This is a genomic window from Meridianimaribacter flavus (assembly GCF_004366715.1).
GTDB classification, from domain to species: domain Bacteria; phylum Bacteroidota; class Bacteroidia; order Flavobacteriales; family Flavobacteriaceae; genus Gaetbulibacter_B; species Gaetbulibacter_B jejuensis.
On the sequence record NZ_SOQZ01000002.1, the window covers coordinates 134,237 to 155,080 of the forward strand.

Genomic DNA, 20,844 nt, shown 5'->3' on the forward strand with positions numbered 1-20,844 from the left:
GTATTACTACTATATATAGTCGGGTGTACCCAAACTCACCCGAGTAGACCCGAAGATAACCCGAAATAAACCCGGAGATGACCTAATAATGTGATTGGGTTCTTAGGTTTACTATTGTTTTTTTATTTCTCCAACATATACTTCATTTTCAAAATTGGCTTTGTAGATATAGCTATCTTCTAACAGTCCAATAATGTTTACATAGATAGTTTTTCCTAAAAGGGATTTGTTTTTTTCTTCTCGTACTTTGGTATAGGTCATGTTGTATTGACATGGTGTTACCCAATCTAGTTTATATTCAGCTTTAAAGGAGTCGCTTTCTTCTACTTGTTTTTTATTGTTTCGTTTTATTTTGGCATCGGCATATCTTAAATCTAGATACTTAAACTTACCTTTTTGGAACTTTTTGCATTTATCCCAATTGGACTCAGAAATACTTGCGTTTTGGTATTTTTTGTTTATTAATTCTGCTGTTTCAGTATAGCAATTGTTTTGGTATCCGCCATCTAAATCGCCTTGTTTACCAATAAAATCTCTTTTGATTTTATCAATCATCTCTTGATTGTTGTAAGATGTTAAGTCGTTAATTATTGTAACTTTATCCACAACAGCGTCATCATTAAAACATACTTCTATGGTTATAATTTCGACAGTTTCTACATCATCAACATAGGCTATTTTACTTTTTTGTGCATAATTAATTGATGAAAGTAATAAGCAGATAAAACAAATGGGAAGGGTTTTCATTTTTAATAGATTGGTTTAAAAACAAATATATGTTTTTATGTACATATTCTTTGCTTGTCCAAAAAAACGAACCAAAAGAAAAGACCCTTGTCTTAGTAATTTTGAATGCTTACTAGCTTTGAAACCACAGATATAAATGAGATTACTTTAATATGTTTTTAATGACAATAAGAAAAGATATTTTGTTGTTGTTGTTTGTTTTTATGCTAAAAGAGAATTGGTAATGTAAATTGCACATTAACTTTTTCATTATCATGCATACCTGGTTCAATCTTAGGTAGTGATTGTATAATTCGTATTGCTAATTGTTTTAATTCATCATTTTTTGCACGTGCTGTTATTTTTTTTATGTCACCTTCTTTAGTAATAACAAAAGACACATAAATAGCTTGATTAATTTTACCCTTATTTAATTCATTAATATAGTCTGGATTTTGCATTACATATTTTGTGATTTTTTGATTGAAACAATTTCTTCTTTCAGAAACTCTAACATCTTCACAACCAGGAAAAACAGGAGGTTGCCGTACTATAGCTATAGGATATGAATAACCTATGTTTTCTACTTTTTCTACTTTTTTGGTTTTTTTAGGCTCTTCAGGTTCTAACTTAATTTTTAATAGTTTTTGTCCTGTAGCGAAACGATATAAGTTTTCTCCGAATTGATTTCTCTCTTTACTATTACAGCTAAAGGATTTGAATAGAACTATTTGATGCACAGAAAAGTCTCCAAATTTTTCATAGTCAGATAATAATTTTTTAACAACTTGCCCAGAAAATCCTTTATCAATATATCCTTGTGCTACTTTTTGAAATTTAGGGTCTACATAAATAGTTTGCTTTTGAGTAGACTTTTTATTTTGGTACATATCAATAAATGGCATAGTGTTTCCTCCTGTATAAAAAGTGTGACTATATACTTGGCTAAAAACAGCTACATCTACCTGATATTCTATTTTATTAGATGGTAATGCCTCGGGACAACTTGAGGACATAAAGTTAATGTAGCTAAGAAATAATGTTTTAAAATAAATATCGTTTTCAATGTCTCCAAAATGACCATAATATATAGCTCTAAATAGGTTTTCGCTTTCTCCAAATTGATGCCAGTTAATTTTATCTTGAGCTGTTGCTTGCTTGACTAAAAGCAAACAGATAAAGAATACTATTTTTTTCATTTTATGCATTTAAATTGTGCTATACTTAATTTTTACTGCATTTGTAAAGCAGGTTTATTTAATGCCATTTTAGTCATATTTGTATATAGTTGCTTTGCCTCTTTACTATTACAACCAAATTTGGCGTTAAACTTATAAAGTAATGTTATTAATTGAGTCATTTCGGAATAATTGACTACGTGATACCTTAGGTTGATTAAAAAATAATTGTGTAATTGACCATCAACTAGAATATCTTGATAATATGAAATATAACCTCTACCATCATTTTCGATTTGCGACATGGCTTGAAACTCTGTTACTTTAACTGAGACCGTTTTGCCGTCACTAATACTTGAAGAGCACTTATTGGATTTGTATAAAATATACTCCCATAGTACCCAACTTTTTGACTTATATGGTATGAGATCAAAATGACCTTCAAAAACGCTCATCAATTGTTTAGCCTCATCAGTAGTACCAAAAGTGTTCCACCAAAACGAATCTTCAAAGGTTACAATATTGTTATTTTCTTTTTTATAGGCTTTCTGTTTTTCTTTTGAAACCAATAATGCTTGTTGCCAAGCTAATTCTTTGGCTTGTTGTTTTTCTTTATACTCTTTATATATTCTCTCTTGCTCTTGTTCTCTAGCTTTTTTTAGTTCTAACTCCTTTGCTTTTTTTGCTTCAATAGCTGTTATTTCTTTGTCCTTTAAAGCTATTGCTTCGTTTGTATTATTTATATCGAAGCTTAAACCGTAGCTTTCATGTTTGACATTTAACTTATATAGTAGTGCTTTGCTTTTACCATCTCTTACATGAATTTTATTTAAATTAGGGAAGAAATATGCTAATGGTTCCATGTTAGTGCCTCGTTTATGATTAAGAGCACTTGACAACATGTTTTGTTCATCATCAGTTTTTGAAGTGTACTGTAGTTGTCCGTCATAATCAGAAATCATTTCGATAGTAGAAGCGTTGTATAGCTCTATGACATTTATGAGCTTTGAGGTTAGCTCAATACCACTCTTTTTTACACTATTGTATCTTTGCCCTGAGTTTGCGGTTTTAGTTCCCCAAATGATTTCGTCATTAGCTTGTCCGTACACTCGATATTTCTCTAATAGTTTAGTGTAACTTACGTTTAAAAAATCATCAAAATCTGCTGCACTTACTGGATGACGCTTGTAAGTACCAGTGATGGTATTGTATGAATTTGTTTCGTTGCTTATTATAGAAACACTCGTATCAGAAATAATATCTATTCCTTTAATATTAAAATGATGATTTCCTATTTTGTGAAGAGTAAATAAACTACGTACATCAATATTTTTACTATAAACTTCTGTAGAGCCTACAAAATAACTTGCTTTAAATTTTCCTGAAGCGCGTTTACCTTGATATTGTATTACCTTACAAAAAAATCTACTACCCGTATTAGTTTTTCGATATTCATAAATGTAAATTTGAGTTAATCGTGGCCTTTCAAAATTTTTACCATCAATAATTGCTGAATAAAAACCGTTTATTCCAGAATTATCTATTTTAAATTTGGTTTGTGCACCCACAGAAAGGTTAAAGAATACAACAAGGCCTAATAAGAAAAGTTTTGACTTAATTGTAGGAGGTATGCGTTTAAACATAATAAGTGAAAGAAATAATGATTAATAGCTAAGAGTAAATATACAAATTACTAACTACTAAAAATCAATTATTTACACTTTTTACTAATATAGCTTGTTTCTGTTTTTGATTATATTTATTTATTTGATTACAATTATTGATTAATATCTTATAATGTGTGTTGTTATGTTTATTTTACCTTGATGCAAAATGAACCAAAACATCAAAACAGACTATAGGATATTCTTTCTTACCACTCGCCTCTTTATTTAGACCGCTTTTAGAATTTTTAATGATACTTGTTACTTGTTCAACTCTTCAACAAGATCTGGGTGACAAGACGTATTATAATAGAGATAAATGTTATGTTATATTCAGAATTACAGAACTTTAGAATTGCTGTTTTCGTATTTATAATGACTATGAATAGAAGTAATCGTTAGGTGATTTTATAAAATTTTTCCTACATTTATATGCATGTAGTTTTGTATATGAAAAACACCAACGAACATACACATTTCGCAAGCAGGTTGAAGCTTTTTGACCTGCTTTTTTTATTGCTACTTGTTGTGTCGGTTGTTATTGGTATAGTTGCAGAAATGCAAGATTTAATATATACTATGCCGCTTGTTGTATTAAGTATAATAGGGAAATATATCTATGAAACTAAACGGAAGTTTAAGGTCTTATTTTTAATTGCATTATTGTGTATTCTTGTTTCTGATGTGTTGGTCTTTACTTCTTTTAAAGATTATCTTTTATGGATTTCGCTACTTAATACATTTTTTTTAATATGCTCTGCACTAGTATTAAAGCCTTATGTAAAATATGGAAAAACAAGAGCTTCGATGACTATTTCAGTATTTATAAGTATCGCTTTTGTTGTTTACATTTTATATACTGTTTTTAATTTAATTATTACTGAAGTGTATGGTATAGAGGTGTATTTTGCTGTTTTATGTGAGCTAAGTATGCTTTTATTTTTATTCCCTATTGGAAAAATTTATTTGAGTGATTACTATGACACAGGTACAATACTGTTAGCTTCAGGTATTTTTTCTTTATTTCAAGTAGCACTAAGTATTATTAATGAATTTCTTTATTTCGACTCCACGTTTACAGTATTGATTATTATTTGTCATTCATTGTCATTATACTTACTTACCAAGTTTTTAACAAACACTAAGGCGCTAAAAGACGAAGCGTTACGTGAAAACTATTTGTAGTAACAGATTTTAATTTTACCAACTTCATATTTACCAAGCAATTAACAGCTTTTTTGTTAACTAATTTTTGTACACTAGGACACACAAATTATCTTCTTAAAAATATAAAATTGGGGTGCCTAAAGTCTATATCCTGAGTTTGCGCGTACATATACATATAAACCAAAAACGATAAACAATTCAATTATGAAAAAAACAGCAATTATTTGTTTTAGCGCTTTAGTATTAGCTTCTTGTGTATCAAAGAAAAAATATTTAGCTCTAGAGCAAGACAATGGCGAACTAAAAAGCGAACTGACCAAAACCAAAGTAGAGAATGAAGAACTGGAAGCAAAGTTTGCAGCAATACAAGCACGTGTAGACCAGTATAACACAAAAATAAACTCCCTTACCAAAGACAACGACTCTAAACTAGTGAATGTAGATGGCGTAGTAATGTCTGAAAACACTAAAGCGCAAATGCGCGAAACCTTAAAGAGCGTCCCTCCTGCTTACTTAATGGGCTCAAAAACTTTAAAGGACTCTATGAATGCTGCAATATCCTATAACCTTAAAAACTCGGTTGATACTATTGATGAAAGTGATGACATTGCCATTAATATAGAAGAAACTGTAGTGATGATTTCCATTTCGGACAAGATGCTATTTAAATCGGGAAGTTATAAAGTTAGCGATAAAGCTGATGCTATATTACAACAGATTGCTGATGTGATAAACTCTGAAGAGAGCTTAGACGTTATGGTTGAAGGACATACTGATGATAAAGCAATGGTACAAAACGCATCGGTAAAAGATAATTGGGACTTAAGTGTATTGCGTGCTACATCGGTAGTAAAAAAATTACAAAACGACTTTAACATTGCACCTGAGAAGCTTATTGCTGCAGGTAGAAGTTTTTACCAGCCTATTGCTGCTAACGACACCAAAGAAAATAGAGCTAAAAATCGTAGAACACGTATTGTGATTTTACCTAATCTTGATAAGTTTTTTGCACTTATGGCTAGCAACTAATAGCTCAAACCATATTAAAACTTAACCACGTTAATTATTCCATTTAATAAAAGGACCGTTATTAGTTTAACGGTCTTTTTTGTTTGTTCTTCTTAAATGTTAGGGTTTTGTTAAAAAACTTTTTACATTTGGTTTACTTTGATTACCAAACCCTAACGTATTTGCTTATGAAGAACATTACTTTACTCTTATTAGTTTTTGTATTATCATTTAGCACAACTCGTGCTCAAGAATCTGTTGCTAGAGAATGGAACGAGACTTTACTTAGTGCTATACGACTAGATTTTGCAAGACCTACTGTACATGCTCGTAACTTATTTCATACTTCAATAGCTATGTATGACTCTTGGGCTATTTTTGATACTACTGCTGAAACAGTATTTTTAGGAAAAGTCTTTGGTGGTTATAACTGTGGTTTTAATGGTATAACAACACCAACAGACGTTGCTGCTGCACGCCATGAAATGATGAGTTATGCTATGTACCGATTGTTAACCCATAGATTTGCCAATTCGCCTAACCCAGGAACAACACAACAATTGTTTGATGATCATTTTTCTAGTTTAGGATACGATAGCAGCTTTACTTCTACTGACTATTCAACAGGTTCTTATGCTGCACTTGGTAATTATTTAGCACAAGAACTTATAGCTTTTGGATTGCAAGATGGTGCCAATGAGCAAGGTGGCTATGCAAATGTATATTACACACCTAGCAACACACCATTAATTATGCAGTCTGGTTATTATGATGACATGAACGATATGCAAGACCCAAACCGCTGGCAACCTTTATCGTTTGACACGTTTATAGACCAAAGTGGTAATGTGTATCCTGTAGATACACCTTCGTTTTTAAGCCCTGAATGGGGAGCAGTTACACCGTTTTGCTTAAAACCAACCGATCTTGATATTTTAAACGATGGTTTTGATTGTTATGTATATAACGACCCAGGACCACCAGCTTATATTCAAAATTCTAATGAAGATGGATTTGATGACCCTTACAAATGGAACTTTTCATTAGTAGCTTCATGGTCTTCACATTTAGACCCTGACGACCCAACACTAATTGATATATCACCAGCATCTATAGGTAATATTGATTTTGCAAGCTTACCAACTACTTTTGAAGAATATAAAGTATTTTATGACTTTATGGAAGGTGGTGACCCAAGCCCAGGATATACTGTAAATCCGTCAACAGGATTACCATATACACCACAAATGGTAAAACGAGGTGATTATGGACGTATACTTGCTGAGTTTTGGGCAGATGGACCTGACTCTGAAACACCACCAGGACACTGGTTTACAATATTAAATTATGTAAGTGACCATCCTGAATTAGAAAAACGTATAGGAGGTGTAGGCCCAATTGTAGATGACCTAGAATGGGATGTAAAGAGTTATTTAGCTCTTGGTGGTTCAGTACACGATTGCGCAGTAAATATTTGGGGAATTAAAGGTTATTATGACTATGTACGACCAGTGTCTGCTATTCGTTATATGGCTTGGAAAGGACAAAGTAGTGATATGTCGTTACCAAGTTACGATCCACATGGCTTACCATTAATACCTGGACGCATTGAACTTATTGAAGCTGGAGATCCACTAGCTGGTTCGGGAGATGAGAACGTAGGAAAGATTAAAATATATGCTTGGAAAGGACCTGATTATATTAGTGATCCTGAAACTGATATTGCACATGTAGATTGGATATTAGGTACACGTTGGTGGCCCTACCAAAGACCTAGTTTTGTATCTCCTCCATTTGCTGGGTATTTATCTGGTCACTCCACATTTTCAAGAGCTGCAGCAGAAACTTTGACTTTATTTACTGGTGACGCTTATTTTCCTGGAGGAATGGGAATTTTTGATGCTGACCAAAACCAATTTTTAGTGTTCGAAGAAGGTCCGTCACAAAACATTGAACTACAGTGGGCAACCTATAAAGATGCATCAGACCAATGTAGTTTATCTCGTATTTGGGGTGGAATTCATCCACCTATTGATGATATTAGAGGACGAATTATAGGTAATAAAATTGGCGTAGAAGCTTACAATTTAGCTACTCAGTATTTTAACGGAACACTTAACACGCAAGAGCAAGAATTTGAGACTAGTAGTATTAAGCTTTATCCTGTTCCTTTTAAAGAGGAATTACACGTATCTCACAATTTTGGAAGCACTTTACAGTTGTCACTGTATAGCTTAGATGGTAAGCAAATACTAGATACTACCGTTACTAATAATGGTCCTACTTCCCTATCCTTAAACAATTTATCAACTGGTGTGTATGTAGCAAAGTTTATTGATGCCAACAACCACATTGTAGACGTTAAAAAAATTGTTAAAAACTAGATAAAACACTTTACATAAGGTACTTTTGTAGTAAAATAAAGTACCTTATGTTTTCATTGTTTAACACCTTTAGAATTGTCGCCTTTTTAGAAGGTCTTTCATACATTTTATTACTATTTGTTGCAACTCCTATAAAGTATCTTGCTGACGACCCACAGTATGTAAAACTATTGGGTATGCCTCATGGTTTATTATTTATTGCTTATATTATCCTAGCGATAATGGTAGGAAGTGAAATGAACTGGAGCAAGAAAACATCAGCAATAGTACTCGTAGCTTCAATTATACCATTTGGTACTTTTTACATTGAAAAAAAATATTTAAAGACTGCTAAGTAATGCAAGACATTCAGTGCTTTTTTTATGATCTTTTTGTAGCCTCTGGAGTTTCAGAAACTGCTGCGAAGTATTTAAACATGCTATGTTTATTGATTATATTATCAATACTACTGTTTATTGCTGATAGAATAGCACGCAGAATTATTATTCGGTTTTCTACTGCTTTTTCAGAAAGAACTAAAACCGATTTTGACAACCTTTTAGTAAGTCATCGTGCACCAAGACGCATTGCGCACCTTGTTCCGTTAGTGCTTACCATTAATTTGTTTCCTATCGTTTTTCAAGATTTTCCACATTTTGAAAAATACATCATAATGATTCTTAAGGTGTATGGTATTTTACTTACCATCTGGATTATAAGAAGTGTATTAAAAACTTTTGAATCATACTTTAAAACCTTACCAAGACTAAAAGACAAGCCAATTGACAGCTACATACAAGTAGCTATGCTGTTTATTTGGATTATAGGTGTAGCTTCTATTCTTGCAATATTAATCAACCTTTCGTTTATTAAGTTTTTTACCACATTAGGAGCAGCTTCTGCAGTATTACTTTTAATTTTTAAGGATACTATTTTAGGTTTTGTAGCTAGTATACAAGTAGCCATAAACGATACTGTACGTATTGGTGACTGGATTACCATGGAAAAATATGGCGCTGATGGTGATGTGATTGAAATTAACCTGTCTACTGTACAAGTGCAGAACTTTGACATGACCATCACTAATATTCCAACCTATGCACTAATCTCTGATTCGTTTAAAAACTGGAGAGGTATGCAAGCTTCAGGTGGTAGACGTATAAAGCGTTCTATACTACTAAAAGGAAAAAGCGTTAGCTATCTTACTGATGAGCAAATAGAACGTTTTAAAAAAATACAATTGATTACCGAGTACCTAAACCAACGTCAAAATGATATTTTAAAATCTAATGAAGAACGTGGAGCAGATAAATCGGTTTTAATTAATGGTAGAAACTTAACAAACCTAGGTGTATTTAGAAAGTATTTACAATCGTATATTGAAGGTCACTCGGCAATTAATAAAGACATGTTTATTATGGTACGCCAATTAGCGCCAACACCACAAGGTTTACCATTAGAAATCTATTGTTTTAGTAGTGATAAACGCTGGCAAAACTATGAGTATATCATGTCTGATATTTTTGACCATGCTTTAGCAGCAGTACCTTATTTTGACTTAGAACTGTTTGAACTAACAACAGGGATTATTAACGAGTAAACGTTACTCTTCTAGCCTATCTTTTACAAACTCTACTTTGGTTTTACCATGAGGAGCAGGTTTACCGTCTTCACCAAGGTTTACCATAATGATGTTATCAACCGTTAAAATGGTTTCTCTAGTCATTTTGTTACGCACTTCGCATTTCATTGTTAAAGAAGTTCTACCAAATTTTAGGACTTCGATACCAATTTCGATAATATCACCCTGTTTTGCTGATGACATAAAATTGATTTCAGAAATGTATTTAGTTACAATTTTGGAGTTTTCTAACTGAATGATAGTATACAATGCAGCTTCTTCGTCAATCCAAGCTAATAGCTGTCCTCCAAATAAGGTTTGGTTTGGGTTTAGGTCTTCGGGTTTAACCCATTTGCGTGTGTGAAATCTCATCTATTAAAATAATGTGTTTGTACTTTGATTACCCATTTGCGGAACAACTAAATCGGTTCCTAATGTGGCGTTTAATTGTTTTATAAAATATGCTGATAATAAAGGGGATGCCTTTTCAATGTTTTGATGCACAAAAAAATCTATTTCCTTAATGCCTTGTGCTTTCCATTCGTTGAGACGTTTTACCCAATCGTCCAATCGTGTGTAATCGCTTTCATGGTTGGCTCCTACATAACGTACAAAAGCTGTAGCGTTGGTTAGTCGCATGTGCATAAGATCGCGACGACCTGCAGTATCAACAATTACATTTGAAATATTATTGGATTCCAATAAATCGTATAACTGATTTGCTACTACTTCGTCGTTGTACCAATTGGTATGTCTAAACTCAATAGCCAAAGGGACTTCTTTAGGCCAACTTTCAACAAAATGAACTACTCGGTCAAAATCTTTTGGTGCAAAATTATTATGCATTTGTAAAAAGATAGTTCCTAACTTCTCTTTTAAGTTAGACGCATTATAGAGGTAGTTTTCTACAACTGCTTTAACCTCGTTTAAGCGTTTCCAATGGCTAATTTCTTGATTTAGTTTTGGAAAGAATTTAAAATTTTCAGGTGTTTTCTCATACCAAGTTTCAAACTGTTCCGCAGGAAAAATACGATAGAATGTTGCATTAAGCTCTATAGAGTTAAACTGTGTAGAATAATACGCCAGTTCATCTTTTGTACCTCTTGGGTAAAAACCTTTAAGGTCTGCTCTATTCCATTTTGCGCAACCTACATAAACGCTTGGAAAATTATCATCCTTTACTGCGTTTAGTACTCTTAGTGTATCTATGTGGTCGTTAGGAAAGGTAAAGTCTATATCTTGAGGGTTGCTAACACTTCCAAATTTCATTTTGAACTCATTTTTTAAATGCATTCAAAGATACGCAAAAGCATGCATACCGCTTATTGCAATCCATATCAAAGACTTATATTATTATCAGTAGAATCAATATTGTTAATAACGCAGTTAACAACATATTTCAAAGACACTCTTATGCAGAGTCTTAATTTATATTTTTAATAAAACAAAAGTTCCATGTCAAACAGATCTACACAATTAGAACAGATTCGTCCTGTTATTTCTTCGGCTTTAGTACATGATAATATGAGTAGCGATGAACGCTTCCAAAACAACACTTTACGACCAGTAATAAAATTGCAAAGTGACTTGTTTATTGAAGTGTTTAAAAACTATGTTGCGAAGCACAAAAATGTGTTTTACGACTTGTCGCATACCAAACAATTGGACTATATAGAGAATGCCATACACAAGGATATGAAGTTTAGAAACTCCTTAAAGGGTATGATTATAGGACAGTTTACAATTGAAGAGTACCGTATTTATATTCAAAACTCTTCAGCTTTAAACAAACGCATGATGAACATTGTAAAAGAAGGTTTTATAAATAATATTCAACTTTTTCAGCATCCTATTGCTAAGGCTATATAATGATTAAACACGAATTACTAGACGCTTGTTTTAGCTACGTTAACAAGCGTATATCGAGTTATAAAGACGAGATAGAGACCATAAAAGAGTCTATTGAAAACAATGACAAAAGCAATGATGAGGATGACGACTCAGGTAACGGAAAGCTTTTTAACGACTTAGAAAAAAACGCTCAGTACCTTAGTGATGCTACCAAAATGCTAGACATCTTAAAACTTATTAACCCAAAAACGGTAAATGACTATGTGGTTTTAGGCAGCTTAGTGAAAACCAATAGCACTTCTTTTTTTATTGCTGTAAGCGTTGGTAAGGTTGAACTTGCCAATGATAGCTTTTTTGTAATTTCTAAGTCTTCACCTATTGGTGAACTCTTGATGGGAAAAACCAAAGGCGATGTTATTAGCTTTAACGAAACAACATATACCATTACTGAGGTTAGTTGATATTTGAGAAAGTGAATTTGTCTCTTTTCATAACCCATTACACAAAAAAATCATAACACATTAAAAACAAACCAAATGCACAATAATCAACCAAATGAAAGTCAAAAACTAATTTTAGCCGAAAAAGGAACAAGGTTTGGACATAATATAATTGACACTATCGGATTTTATTTTATTGTTTTCTTACATGCAATGGTATTAGATGAATGGTTAGGGATTATACCAGAAGGAGGTTCAGATTGGTTTGTGTTTTATTTCTTTTTTCTATATGTGATGTATCATGCCTTATTTGAACATTTTTTCGGAAAAACACCTGGTAAATTTATAACGAAAACTAAAGTTGTAAAAAATGACGGAAGCAAGCCTTCATTTATGAATATTCTTGGACGAAATACAGCTAGACTTATTCCTTTTGATCCTTTGTCATTCTTGTTTTCAGATAGAGGTTGGCACGATCAAATATCTAACACTTATGTTATAGTAGATAAAAAGAAAGAATAACATCTTATAACAACTAGTTTAAACCTAAGATGAATTAAAAATTAAATCTTATTTGCTATCTTTCACAAAACAAGTCATATACAAACTGTTGTACTGCATTTGAGAAATGAAATACCGAACGAATAAATATCTGACTTTAAAAGGCAAAATTGAGGAAATTTCTCTTCCTGATTCTGCTTATGGAGAATGGATTGTTTATGAGAACAATGAACCTAAATTTCACGTAAATATTTTTAATTACGAATCGAAAAGTAACTGTTTGGTAAATGTGATTATGACTGAAAGTAAATCAGAGTTTAAAAGTGTTCTGAAAGACATCAATGAGCGATATAAACGGAATTTAACCTTGTCATCCAAAACAAACTTCGGAATTAAATTAAATTCAAAGCTTATAGAATCCGAATTAGATTCTTTACCATTCGAATGGCTTGAGCATTATACCGAATTGATAAAAGCACCTTGGGAAAAATATCCTGATATCAATCCAAGCGATATGTTTTGGAGAATGGGAAAAGGAGAAGATGCTATTTCAATTTTTGCACGATATTACAACTCGCTAACTCGGACAGAAAAGAATGAATTTGAAAAAGAATTTAAACCGACAGCTGAATGGGCTGACTTTTATGAATAAAAAACGCAGTACAACAATGTATAACCGCAATACTGTTGAACTCTTCTAAACCTATAGTTACCGTTTACAATTGCTTTTAAATAATAGACTCTCCGTTTATGTTTGTTGTTAACACATCGCTCATATAATCAAAATAGGGTCTTATGGCTTTAAAAGCTATATTGACTTCGTCTATAAAATTATTGCTTAACACATTTTTATCAGTATAATTTTTGGTGAAAATATATTGCTTTTTTCGTATTAAGTCTATTGCAGGATGCTCTTTATCAAAGCCTTTAGGTGCAGTTTTAAGCTCATCGCCAACAAAGTCTCCCCAAACCGATTTAAATGACTTGTTGTTTATGATTTCACGAATTTCGGTATCGTCAGCCTCAAATTCTTTTCTAATTCGCAATAAGTCTTCTTTGTTAGGTTCCCAAAACCCTGTAGCAATAAACGATTGATTGTTTGGTGCAATGTGCAAATAATAACCACCACGTAGCTCAGGCTTTTTTCTATGGAATGATCCACCAAAATGCGTTTTGTAAGGAGTTTTGTTTTTTGAAAAACGCACATCGCGATAAATGCGAAATAGTTTAAGACGGTCAATTTCATCATGTGTTTTTAAAGCTTCAAACAATTCGTTGTACACCTTTTTGGTATTGGCTTCAATGGTTTTAAATTCTTTTTTATGGTCGTTAAACCAATCTCTATTATTGTTTTGCTCTAATCTGTTTAAAAAATCGAAAGTGTCTTTGGAAATCGAACTCATTGGTGTTGCTTAAATTTTTATTTAAAAGTACAAAAAAAGTTCTGCATAACGCAGGACTTTAATTGAACTGATCATAAGAGAATTCAATTTAGTTATTAATTATCATCAGTTACTTCGTCAACAGCATCCTCTACCTCGTCTCCTACATCCTCAATGGCTTCTTCAACGGTTTCGTCTGCTGATTTCTTTTCTCTACAGCTTGTAAATACTGTAGATAATGCGAACATTAATGTTAATGCTAAAACTATTTTTTTCATGATATGGTTTTTAATGGTTATTAATTGTTTTATTGTTTTGGTACTGATTAGCTTTTCTTCATAAGCCCTCTAAGTAGTGATACTACAAAGAGTATTAAAAAGATAAAGAAACATATTTTAGCTATTCCAGCTGATGCACCTGCAATTCCACCAAATCCTAAGAATCCAGCGATAAGCGCAATAATAATAAAGGCAATTGTCCAACGTAACATAATTTTATTGTTTTATGATTACACTAAAAGCTTTGTGAATACAAAAAGCTACTCTAACGTTTAGAGATTTTAAATACGTAAAATAAAGCTTAAAAGGGGAAAATACTTGAATAAGTAATTACTGTTAGCTAAGCGGATAATACCAACAGCATTTACCTCTAAATTACAAACAGTGAGCGAATTACCATAGTTTTTAACAGATGTTAACTGAATAGAGACACATTTAACACAAATTATGTTAAAGCCAACGTTTTCTTCTAAAATAAATTAACATTAAAATAAACAGAACAATCATAACAGCCCACACTACATAGTAACCATATTTGTAATGCAGTTCTGGCATATTATTGAAGTTCATACCATACACACCAGCTATAAAGGTTAACGGAATAAAAATAGTAGCAATAATGGTAAGCACTTTCATAACTTCGTTCATCTTATTGCTAATAAGCGTCATGTACATATCCATAATACTCCATATCATTTCGCGATACAAATCAATGGTTTCACTCACCTGAATGGTATGGTCATACAAATCTCTAAGGTAGCTTCGGGTTTTAATGTCTATGATTTTACATTCAGATTTTTCTAAACGGTTAATGATTTCCCTAAACGGAAATATAGACCGTCTAATTTTTAGAATTTCTCGTTTTAACCCTTGTATTTGACTTGGTGTACTTCCATTTGATTCCGAAGCAAAAACATCTGTCTCCAAATCCTCAATCCTATCGCCAAAATCTTCAATAACTGACATATAGTTATCCACAACAGCATCTAAAATTGCATACATTAAATAATCGGAACCTTGAGACCTAATACGACCTTTAGCGTTAGAGATACGCTCTCGCAATTCATCAAAAACATCTCCATCGGCTTCTTGAAACGTAAGTACGTAGCTTTCACCAACTACCATGCTCACCTGTTCATAGTTTAACACACCATCATCTTTAAAATAAAGCATTTTAAAAACGATAAATAAGTAATCTTCAAACTCATCAATTTTAGGACGATGTGTGGTATCAACAACATCTTCGAGTGTTAGTGGATGTAAGTGATAATGCAAACCAAGTTTTTCAATGTTTTCAGTTGCGTTTAACCCATTTACATTAATCCAAGTTACCTGATTGGTTTCTTTAAAATTAAAGGCATCCTCAACATTTTTAGAATCTAACTTTGTGTAAGAATCTATACTGTAATTGATAATTTCAACAGTAGTAACATCAGAAAACTTTTTCCCTTTATAGGAAATAGTTCCTGGTGGAAGGTTGGATGCTTTGTTGGGTTTTCTACGTTTTTTGATTTTCATCATTAAAATAACTTGGAGACTAAAAGTATAAAACTTAGAGCAATTGAACACATCAATTTAAGAATAACTAATAACAATTGAAATTTGACTGTAAAAAAGTTAAAACCAGCTATATTTGAATAATTGGAATTCGACTTGCATTTTGGATAAATTTTTATTATTATGCAAATTAAATCCTTCAAATAGAATATATGGGAAGACCAGCGACAAAACCTAAGAAACTCAAAGATGGTTTTTATTTAGAAATTAGAAACAAAGGGTCAAAAACAGGAATTAAACTTTACAGAGACACTAAGGCTCAAATGCTTAGAACAATTAAGGAGTATGAACAAGCCAAAGAAGTTATTATTTTAGGAGAATCTAAAAACGGAAAATGGGTTAACAAAGAACCTGTTTTACACGTTATGGAAGATTAACTTCTTATACTTTTTTATTCATTTCGCAATTATTTAGATATACTTTTAGATTATTTTCATAAATTGTTTTAAAATTTTACTAACTAAACAAAACAATTTATGAATCATTCAACTAGAACAAAACCACCAATTTGGTTTTGGATTATTAGTGTTATTGCATTAATATGGAATTTAATGGGTGTTATGGCCTACTTGGGTCAAGCCTATATGTCTGATGCTGATTTAAGCGCTTTACCTGAAGCCGAACAAGCCCTTTATACCAATGTGCCTGCTTGGGCAACTGCTGCATTTGCTATTGGTGTTTTTGGAGGTGCGTTAGGATGCTTACTTTTACTTTTAAGAAAAAAATGGGCTAAAAGCCTATTTATTATTTCGTTAATAGGTGTATTGATACAGACTTCTTACAATATTTTTGTAAGCGATGCTTTAGGCGTTTATGGTACTAAAGGATTAATTATGCCTATAATTATATTGATTATTGCGCTATATCTTATTATGTTTTCTAACAAGTCAATAGCTAAAGGTTGGATATCTTAATGCTATTATAAGTTAATAAAAATCAAAAGCATCTTATTTATAAGGTGCTTTTTTATTTAAACAACATCTTGTTAAGAATTAAACCTGAGGCAGGTGCAATGTAGTCAATTGCTGTATCACTATCTTCTTGCAAACTCGCAGTAATATCATCTAATGTCATTTCTCCCTTTCCTAGTTTTATCAAAGCTCCCATCATTAACCTTATTTGATTTCTACCAAAACCTTCTCCTCTAACCCTTAGCATGTATGTGTTTTTTGGAAAGAAACTTGCTGTGTATTCTTTGTTTTCTATAAGCTCGCAGCTTTCAATAGTTCTGGTGTATAATCCATTTCCTGTTGCTTTATAGCAATAACTTTTAAAATTGTGCTCACCTTGAAAAAGTTTAGCGCCTTTAATCATTACATCTATACCCAGTTCATCTAAAATAGTTGTGAGTATTGGTGCACAAAACGGATGGCATTTTTCGCCATGAGCAAACAAGTAAATGTACTCTTTAACTTTTGGGTGTTGAATGATATTAAACTCCTTATCGACTTCTTCAATTGATAAGGCTCTAACATCTTGTGGTAAGTTGTAGTTAAACCATTTTAAAAAATAGTCTTTATCGTCAATTTCATGCTTTAAAAATAGCTCTATAGCCGTTTCATTTGCTGACACCATTGCATCGGTTCGACCTGCAACTAAGGTTTTAAAATATTTGCCTTCAAGTATGTAATTAAATGTACGATCCACCATAAGGTGAAGGGTTTTTAAGTTGGGTTGTTTTTGCCAACCATGAAACCTATAGCCTAAATATTGAATTTTTATGAGGTAGTAATAGCGCTTATCAAACATAATGGCAAGAACGTTATTTTATTGAACAATCCAAAGTCTAATATTTATAAAAAAAGACCATCAAGCACGAAGCTTGACAGCCTTTTAAAAAATTACTAACTAATTATTAATCTATAACTACTTTCTTAACTTTTAGTTGAGATTGATTTGATACTTTTACAATGTAAATTCCACTGTTTAAACCTGATACATCAATACTGTTTCTTGTTGCAGAAGTATCTAACATTTTAGTTTTAACTAAACGACCTTGAATATCATATAAGTTAACTGTTGATTCACCAAACAACTGTCCTTTTACAATTAATTCATTATTGGTATTATCAGAAAAGATATTCAATTCACTAGCATTAGCTTCACCAATTGATAGCGTCCCAGATGGTTCAACATAAATTGTATAGTCCTCAGTTTGTCCATATACTAAAGAGGTGTAACACGCTGAGTCTATTAGATTAACTCCTCCAAATCTATCATCAACATCAGTCATCAATCTTAATCTCACATAACTATCATAAGGAATGCTCGCAGGATATGCTATTGTTACTGGGACAACTGCACCTCCATCTATATCTTGAGTAAAACTTTGCGTTTCAGCATCGTCATCAAAATCACCATCATTATTCCAATCTATCCACACACCTAACTGATGAAAGTTACCAGGCGCAACTTCAACATTCATTGTATAAGAATTTGCTGCATCAATATTGAAAAGACCAGTACAATTAACACTTCTATCAAGATTACCACCATCAATTCCTGTAGTAGATGTTGTATATGTTGTATTGTTTAATTCAACACTCATCACACCTGAGTAATTGTTTCCAGCAGGTGAATTTGCTAAACATACTGCTGCAGGAGCTGTAAATCCTGGTGATGGAGCTTCATCTCCTTTTGACGCTACAATTCCAGTATCAGTCAGTGCTGCTCTTGCTCTTGTTTTTTGGTCTTCGGTTAATCTATCAGTACAATAATAATAACTCATTATATTATTAACAGTATTGTTATCAACCCAAGGACTACCTGTACATGTGTTATTTGCTGGACAAGTACTTGTTTCTCTTAAGTGAGGAACAGTATCAGCACAACCATCACTATCTACACCTACAGTAGCATCGGCAGGACAAGTATCACCTACTCCATCACTGTCAGTATCATCTCCTTGAAACGTGTGATATAAATGGAAATAGTGACCAACTTCATGCACTACAGTACTATTGTCTCCATTGGAGTTTAATCCCCAACCATTAGTATTTCCTGGATCGTAACCAAAAACGGTTGACATCATTACCGATCCATGGCTACTAGAACTTTCGCTATAGAAATATGCATATCCTTGGTAACCATAGCCACCATTATTATCGTCTAATTCAGTTACAACCCAAACATTAAAATAATCAGTTTGCGGCCAGCTAATTAAAGTCTTAATATCATTGTAACTAGCTCCATTTGACTCAGCAACATTAACACCATATTGTGAGTAACCTGGTAAACTAGAAGCATTAATTCTATTAATACCTGTTGTAGCGTTACAGTTCGGGTCTCTTTGTGCTAAAGCAAATTCTATTTCAAAATCAATAGAACTATTAGGAGTTAAACCTCTGTAAAAATCGTTTAAGTTGTTTATACTACTTAAAATTTGAGCATCAGAAATATTAGATCCTGTACCTTCTGCTTCTCCAAGATGCAATACATGCACAACAACAGGAATAGTATATACTGTTCCATTTCGTTGAGTTAACGTATTGTTTGAAATAAAGTTTTGAATTTTCTGTTCAGCAAGTTGCTCTTGTTGAACATAGTTAGGGTCTTGTAATAATAATTCTCTTTGAGTATCAAATGCACATTGCTGAGCAAAAGTAGAATAGCTAAACAAAGAAAACACTACCATTACAACATAAATAGTAAAGTTTTTCATGAAATCTAGTTTATAGTTTTGGGCTTGCAATATACACTTTTTTACAAAAAAACAACGCTTTATCGAAAATATTTACGTTTAATCGATGATTTTTAACTTAGTGTCTTTGTTTAAGAATAGATACAATATCCTCTAACTTAAACCCTTTAGCCTGAAGGAGAATTAGATAGTGAAACAACAAATCTGCACTTTCATTTAAAAATAAATCGTCATTATCATCCTTTGCTTCTATGACAACTTCAACAGCTTCCTCACCTACTTTTTGAGCAATTTTATTTATTCCTTTTTCAAAAAGTGCAACAACATAAGATTCTTTAGATTTGGAATTATGTTTCCTATCAGAAATAATATGTTCTAAACTAGACAAAAACCCATAAGTTTGTGAGTTATCTTCATCCCAACAAGTATCAGTTCCTTTATGGCAGGTAGGACCCAATGGCTCAACTTTTACAAGCAATGTATCATTATCACAATCTACCTTTATATCTTTTAGCATTAGCATATTTCCACTTTCTTCTCCTTTAGTCCAAAGACGCTGCTTACTTCTACTAAAAAACGTCACTCGTTTTGTATCGATTGTTTTATTATACGCTTCTTCATTCATATAACCTAACATTAATACTGTTTTGGTTGTTACATCTTGAATGATAGCTGGTATTAATCCGTCGTTGTTTTTATTAAAATCTATGTTCATAACCTTACAGGAATATTTTGCTTTTGTAATTCTTTTTTAAGTTGAATAATTTCTATTTCTCCAAAATGGAATACGCTTGCAGCCAAAGCAGCATCAGCTTTTCCTTTAGTAAATGCATCAGAAAAGTGTTGAATACTTCCTGCACCACCAGAGGCTATTATTGGAATGTTTACCATTTTGGATAATCTTGCTAAGGCCTCATTTGCAAAACCATTTTTTGTTCCGTCATGATCCATAGAAGTAAACAATATTTCACCAGCACCTCGTTGTTCTACTTCTTGAGCCCAATCAAACAAATTCAATTCTGTTTCAATTGTTCCTCCTGCTAGGTGTACTTTCCATTTATCATTTACTTGCTTCGCATCAATAGCAACAACTATACATTGACTACCAAACTTTTCAGAAAGCTCATTAATAAGTTGAGGTCGCTTAACCGCAGATGAATTTACCGAAACTTTATCTGCTCCATTTTTCAATAATATACTTACATCTTCAATGGACGAAATACCACCACCTACCGTAAACGGAATATTAACTTGTTCAGCTACTTTAAGCACCATGTCTTTAGTGGTTTTTCTCGCTTCTTGAGTTGCTGAAATGTCTAAAAACACCAATTCATCAGCTCCATGAGTAGCATATTCTTTAGCTAACTCAACTGGATCTCCTGCATCAATAAGGTTGACAAAATTGACACCTTTTACAGTTCTACCGTTTTTGATATCTAAACAAGGTACGATTCTTTTTGTTAGCATT

Annotated in this window: 24 protein-coding genes; 11 read left to right on the forward strand and 13 right to left on the reverse strand. The window is 32.4% G+C overall.

Going from position 1 to position 20,844, the window contains the following annotated elements:
• Positions 1-111: 111 nt before the first annotated feature.
• The 3 genes from A8975_RS05390 to A8975_RS05400 all read right to left on the reverse strand — a co-directional run bounded on the left by A8975_RS05390 (position 112) and on the right by A8975_RS05400 (position 3,547).
• A complete protein-coding gene (locus A8975_RS05390) occupies positions 112-747 on the reverse strand; it encodes a hypothetical protein (protein ID WP_134198967.1) in 636 nt (211 codons plus the stop codon).
• Between the two features lie 206 nt (positions 748-953).
• Entirely contained in the window at positions 954-1,925 is a 972-nt protein-coding gene (locus A8975_RS05395; RefSeq protein ID WP_166667446.1) for an energy transducer TonB, read from the reverse strand.
• Between the two features lie 32 nt (positions 1,926-1,957).
• Positions 1,958-3,547 (reverse strand): hypothetical protein, encoded by a 1,590-nt coding sequence (locus tag A8975_RS05400; protein WP_134198969.1) that lies wholly within the window; start codon positions 3,545-3,547, stop codon positions 1,958-1,960.
• Positions 3,548-4,018: 471 nt separating this feature from the next.
• Here A8975_RS05400 and A8975_RS05405 point away from each other — a divergent pair, with 471 nt between their 5' ends.
• The 5 genes from A8975_RS05405 to A8975_RS05425 all read left to right on the forward strand — a co-directional run bounded on the left by A8975_RS05405 (position 4,019) and on the right by A8975_RS05425 (position 9,706).
• Positions 4,019-4,753, forward strand: coding sequence for a hypothetical protein (locus tag A8975_RS05405; RefSeq protein WP_166667447.1), 735 nt, complete (start codon positions 4,019-4,021; stop codon positions 4,751-4,753).
• A 186-nt stretch (positions 4,754-4,939) separates the two neighbouring features.
• Positions 4,940-5,764, forward strand: a complete 825-nt coding sequence (locus A8975_RS05410; RefSeq protein ID WP_134198971.1) for a flagellar motor protein MotB — start codon at positions 4,940-4,942, stop codon at positions 5,762-5,764.
• Between the two features lie 167 nt (positions 5,765-5,931).
• On the forward strand, positions 5,932-8,127 hold the full coding sequence (locus tag A8975_RS05415; RefSeq protein ID WP_134198972.1) for a DUF6851 domain-containing protein: 2,196 nt from the start codon (positions 5,932-5,934) through the stop codon (positions 8,125-8,127).
• Positions 8,128-8,174: 47 nt separating this feature from the next.
• Positions 8,175-8,465 (forward strand): DUF3817 domain-containing protein, encoded by a 291-nt coding sequence (locus A8975_RS05420; protein ID WP_187347845.1) that lies wholly within the window; start codon positions 8,175-8,177, stop codon positions 8,463-8,465.
• On the forward strand, positions 8,465-9,706 hold the full coding sequence (locus tag A8975_RS05425) for a mechanosensitive ion channel family protein (RefSeq protein WP_134198973.1): 1,242 nt from the start codon (positions 8,465-8,467) through the stop codon (positions 9,704-9,706). The genes A8975_RS05420 and A8975_RS05425 overlap by 1 nt, the downstream gene beginning before the upstream one ends.
• Positions 9,707-9,709: 3 nt before the next feature.
• Here the strand turns inward: A8975_RS05425 and A8975_RS05430 are convergent, their stop codons facing one another.
• Positions 9,710-10,099, reverse strand: coding sequence for an acyl-CoA thioesterase (locus A8975_RS05430; protein ID WP_131506709.1), 390 nt, complete (start codon positions 10,097-10,099; stop codon positions 9,710-9,712).
• 3 nt (positions 10,100-10,102) lie between these two features.
• Positions 10,103-10,996, reverse strand: a complete 894-nt coding sequence (locus tag A8975_RS05435; protein WP_134198974.1) for a DUF72 domain-containing protein — start codon at positions 10,994-10,996, stop codon at positions 10,103-10,105.
• A 186-nt stretch (positions 10,997-11,182) separates the two neighbouring features.
• On the opposite strand from A8975_RS05435, the gene A8975_RS05440 reads away from it, so the two are divergent.
• From A8975_RS05440 to A8975_RS05455, 4 genes are all read left to right on the forward strand, one after another.
• A complete protein-coding gene (locus A8975_RS05440) occupies positions 11,183-11,596 on the forward strand; it encodes a glyoxalase (RefSeq protein ID WP_129760072.1) in 414 nt (137 codons plus the stop codon).
• Positions 11,596-12,039 carry a GreA/GreB family elongation factor gene (locus A8975_RS05445; RefSeq protein ID WP_134198975.1) on the forward strand — a complete coding sequence of 148 codons (444 nt, stop codon included), beginning with the start codon at positions 11,596-11,598 and terminating at the stop codon, positions 12,037-12,039. The genes A8975_RS05440 and A8975_RS05445 overlap by 1 nt, the downstream gene beginning before the upstream one ends.
• A 75-nt stretch (positions 12,040-12,114) precedes the next feature.
• Entirely contained in the window at positions 12,115-12,540 is a 426-nt protein-coding gene (locus A8975_RS05450) for an RDD family protein (protein WP_131506713.1), read from the forward strand.
• A 106-nt stretch (positions 12,541-12,646) separates the two neighbouring features.
• Complete coding sequence (locus tag A8975_RS05455) at positions 12,647-13,171, forward strand: hypothetical protein (RefSeq protein ID WP_134198976.1); 525 nt, start codon at positions 12,647-12,649, stop codon at positions 13,169-13,171.
• A 76-nt stretch (positions 13,172-13,247) separates the two neighbouring features.
• Here A8975_RS05455 and A8975_RS05460 read toward each other — a convergent pair whose 3' ends face one another.
• The 4 genes from A8975_RS05460 to corA all read right to left on the reverse strand — a co-directional run bounded on the left by A8975_RS05460 (position 13,248) and on the right by corA (position 15,700).
• Complete coding sequence (locus A8975_RS05460; protein WP_134198977.1) at positions 13,248-13,922, reverse strand: DUF2461 domain-containing protein; 675 nt, start codon at positions 13,920-13,922, stop codon at positions 13,248-13,250.
• A gap of 95 nt (positions 13,923-14,017) precedes the next feature.
• The gene (locus tag A8975_RS14520) at positions 14,018-14,179 is read right to left on the reverse strand and encodes a hypothetical protein (protein ID WP_165353676.1); all 162 of its coding nucleotides are present in this window, start codon (positions 14,177-14,179) and stop codon (positions 14,018-14,020) included.
• A gap of 47 nt (positions 14,180-14,226) precedes the next feature.
• A complete protein-coding gene (locus A8975_RS05465; RefSeq protein WP_131506716.1) occupies positions 14,227-14,391 on the reverse strand; it encodes a DUF1328 domain-containing protein in 165 nt (54 codons plus the stop codon).
• A gap of 238 nt (positions 14,392-14,629) precedes the next feature.
• Positions 14,630-15,700, reverse strand: a complete 1,071-nt coding sequence (gene corA / locus A8975_RS05470; protein WP_134198978.1) for a magnesium/cobalt transporter CorA — start codon at positions 15,698-15,700, stop codon at positions 14,630-14,632.
• Between the two features lie 188 nt (positions 15,701-15,888).
• Between corA and A8975_RS05475 the strand changes: the two genes are divergently transcribed.
• Complete coding sequence (locus A8975_RS05475; protein WP_129760079.1) at positions 15,889-16,113, forward strand: hypothetical protein; 225 nt, start codon at positions 15,889-15,891, stop codon at positions 16,111-16,113.
• Between the two features lie 99 nt (positions 16,114-16,212).
• On the forward strand, positions 16,213-16,650 hold the full coding sequence (locus A8975_RS05480) for a hypothetical protein (RefSeq protein WP_134198979.1): 438 nt from the start codon (positions 16,213-16,215) through the stop codon (positions 16,648-16,650).
• A 52-nt stretch (positions 16,651-16,702) separates the two neighbouring features.
• Here A8975_RS05480 and A8975_RS05485 read toward each other — a convergent pair whose 3' ends face one another.
• The 4 genes from A8975_RS05485 to hisF all read right to left on the reverse strand — a co-directional run bounded on the left by A8975_RS05485 (position 16,703) and on the right by hisF (position 20,843).
• Positions 16,703-17,485 (reverse strand): tRNA pseudouridine(38-40) synthase TruA, encoded by a 783-nt coding sequence (locus A8975_RS05485; protein ID WP_134198980.1) that lies wholly within the window; start codon positions 17,483-17,485, stop codon positions 16,703-16,705.
• 106 nt (positions 17,486-17,591) lie between these two features.
• Positions 17,592-19,397 carry a zinc-dependent metalloprotease gene (locus A8975_RS05490; protein WP_134198981.1) on the reverse strand — a complete coding sequence of 602 codons (1,806 nt, stop codon included), beginning with the start codon at positions 19,395-19,397 and terminating at the stop codon, positions 17,592-17,594.
• Positions 19,398-19,494: 97 nt separating this feature from the next.
• Positions 19,495-20,091: a bifunctional phosphoribosyl-AMP cyclohydrolase/phosphoribosyl-ATP diphosphatase HisIE gene (hisIE, locus tag A8975_RS05495; RefSeq protein ID WP_134198982.1), complete on the reverse strand. Its 597-nt coding sequence runs from the start codon at positions 20,089-20,091 to the stop codon at positions 19,495-19,497.
• Positions 20,088-20,843 carry an imidazole glycerol phosphate synthase subunit HisF gene (gene hisF, locus A8975_RS05500; protein ID WP_134198983.1) on the reverse strand — a complete coding sequence of 252 codons (756 nt, stop codon included), beginning with the start codon at positions 20,841-20,843 and terminating at the stop codon, positions 20,088-20,090. The genes hisIE and hisF overlap by 4 nt, the downstream gene beginning before the upstream one ends.
• Position 20,844 lies beyond the last annotated feature (1 nt).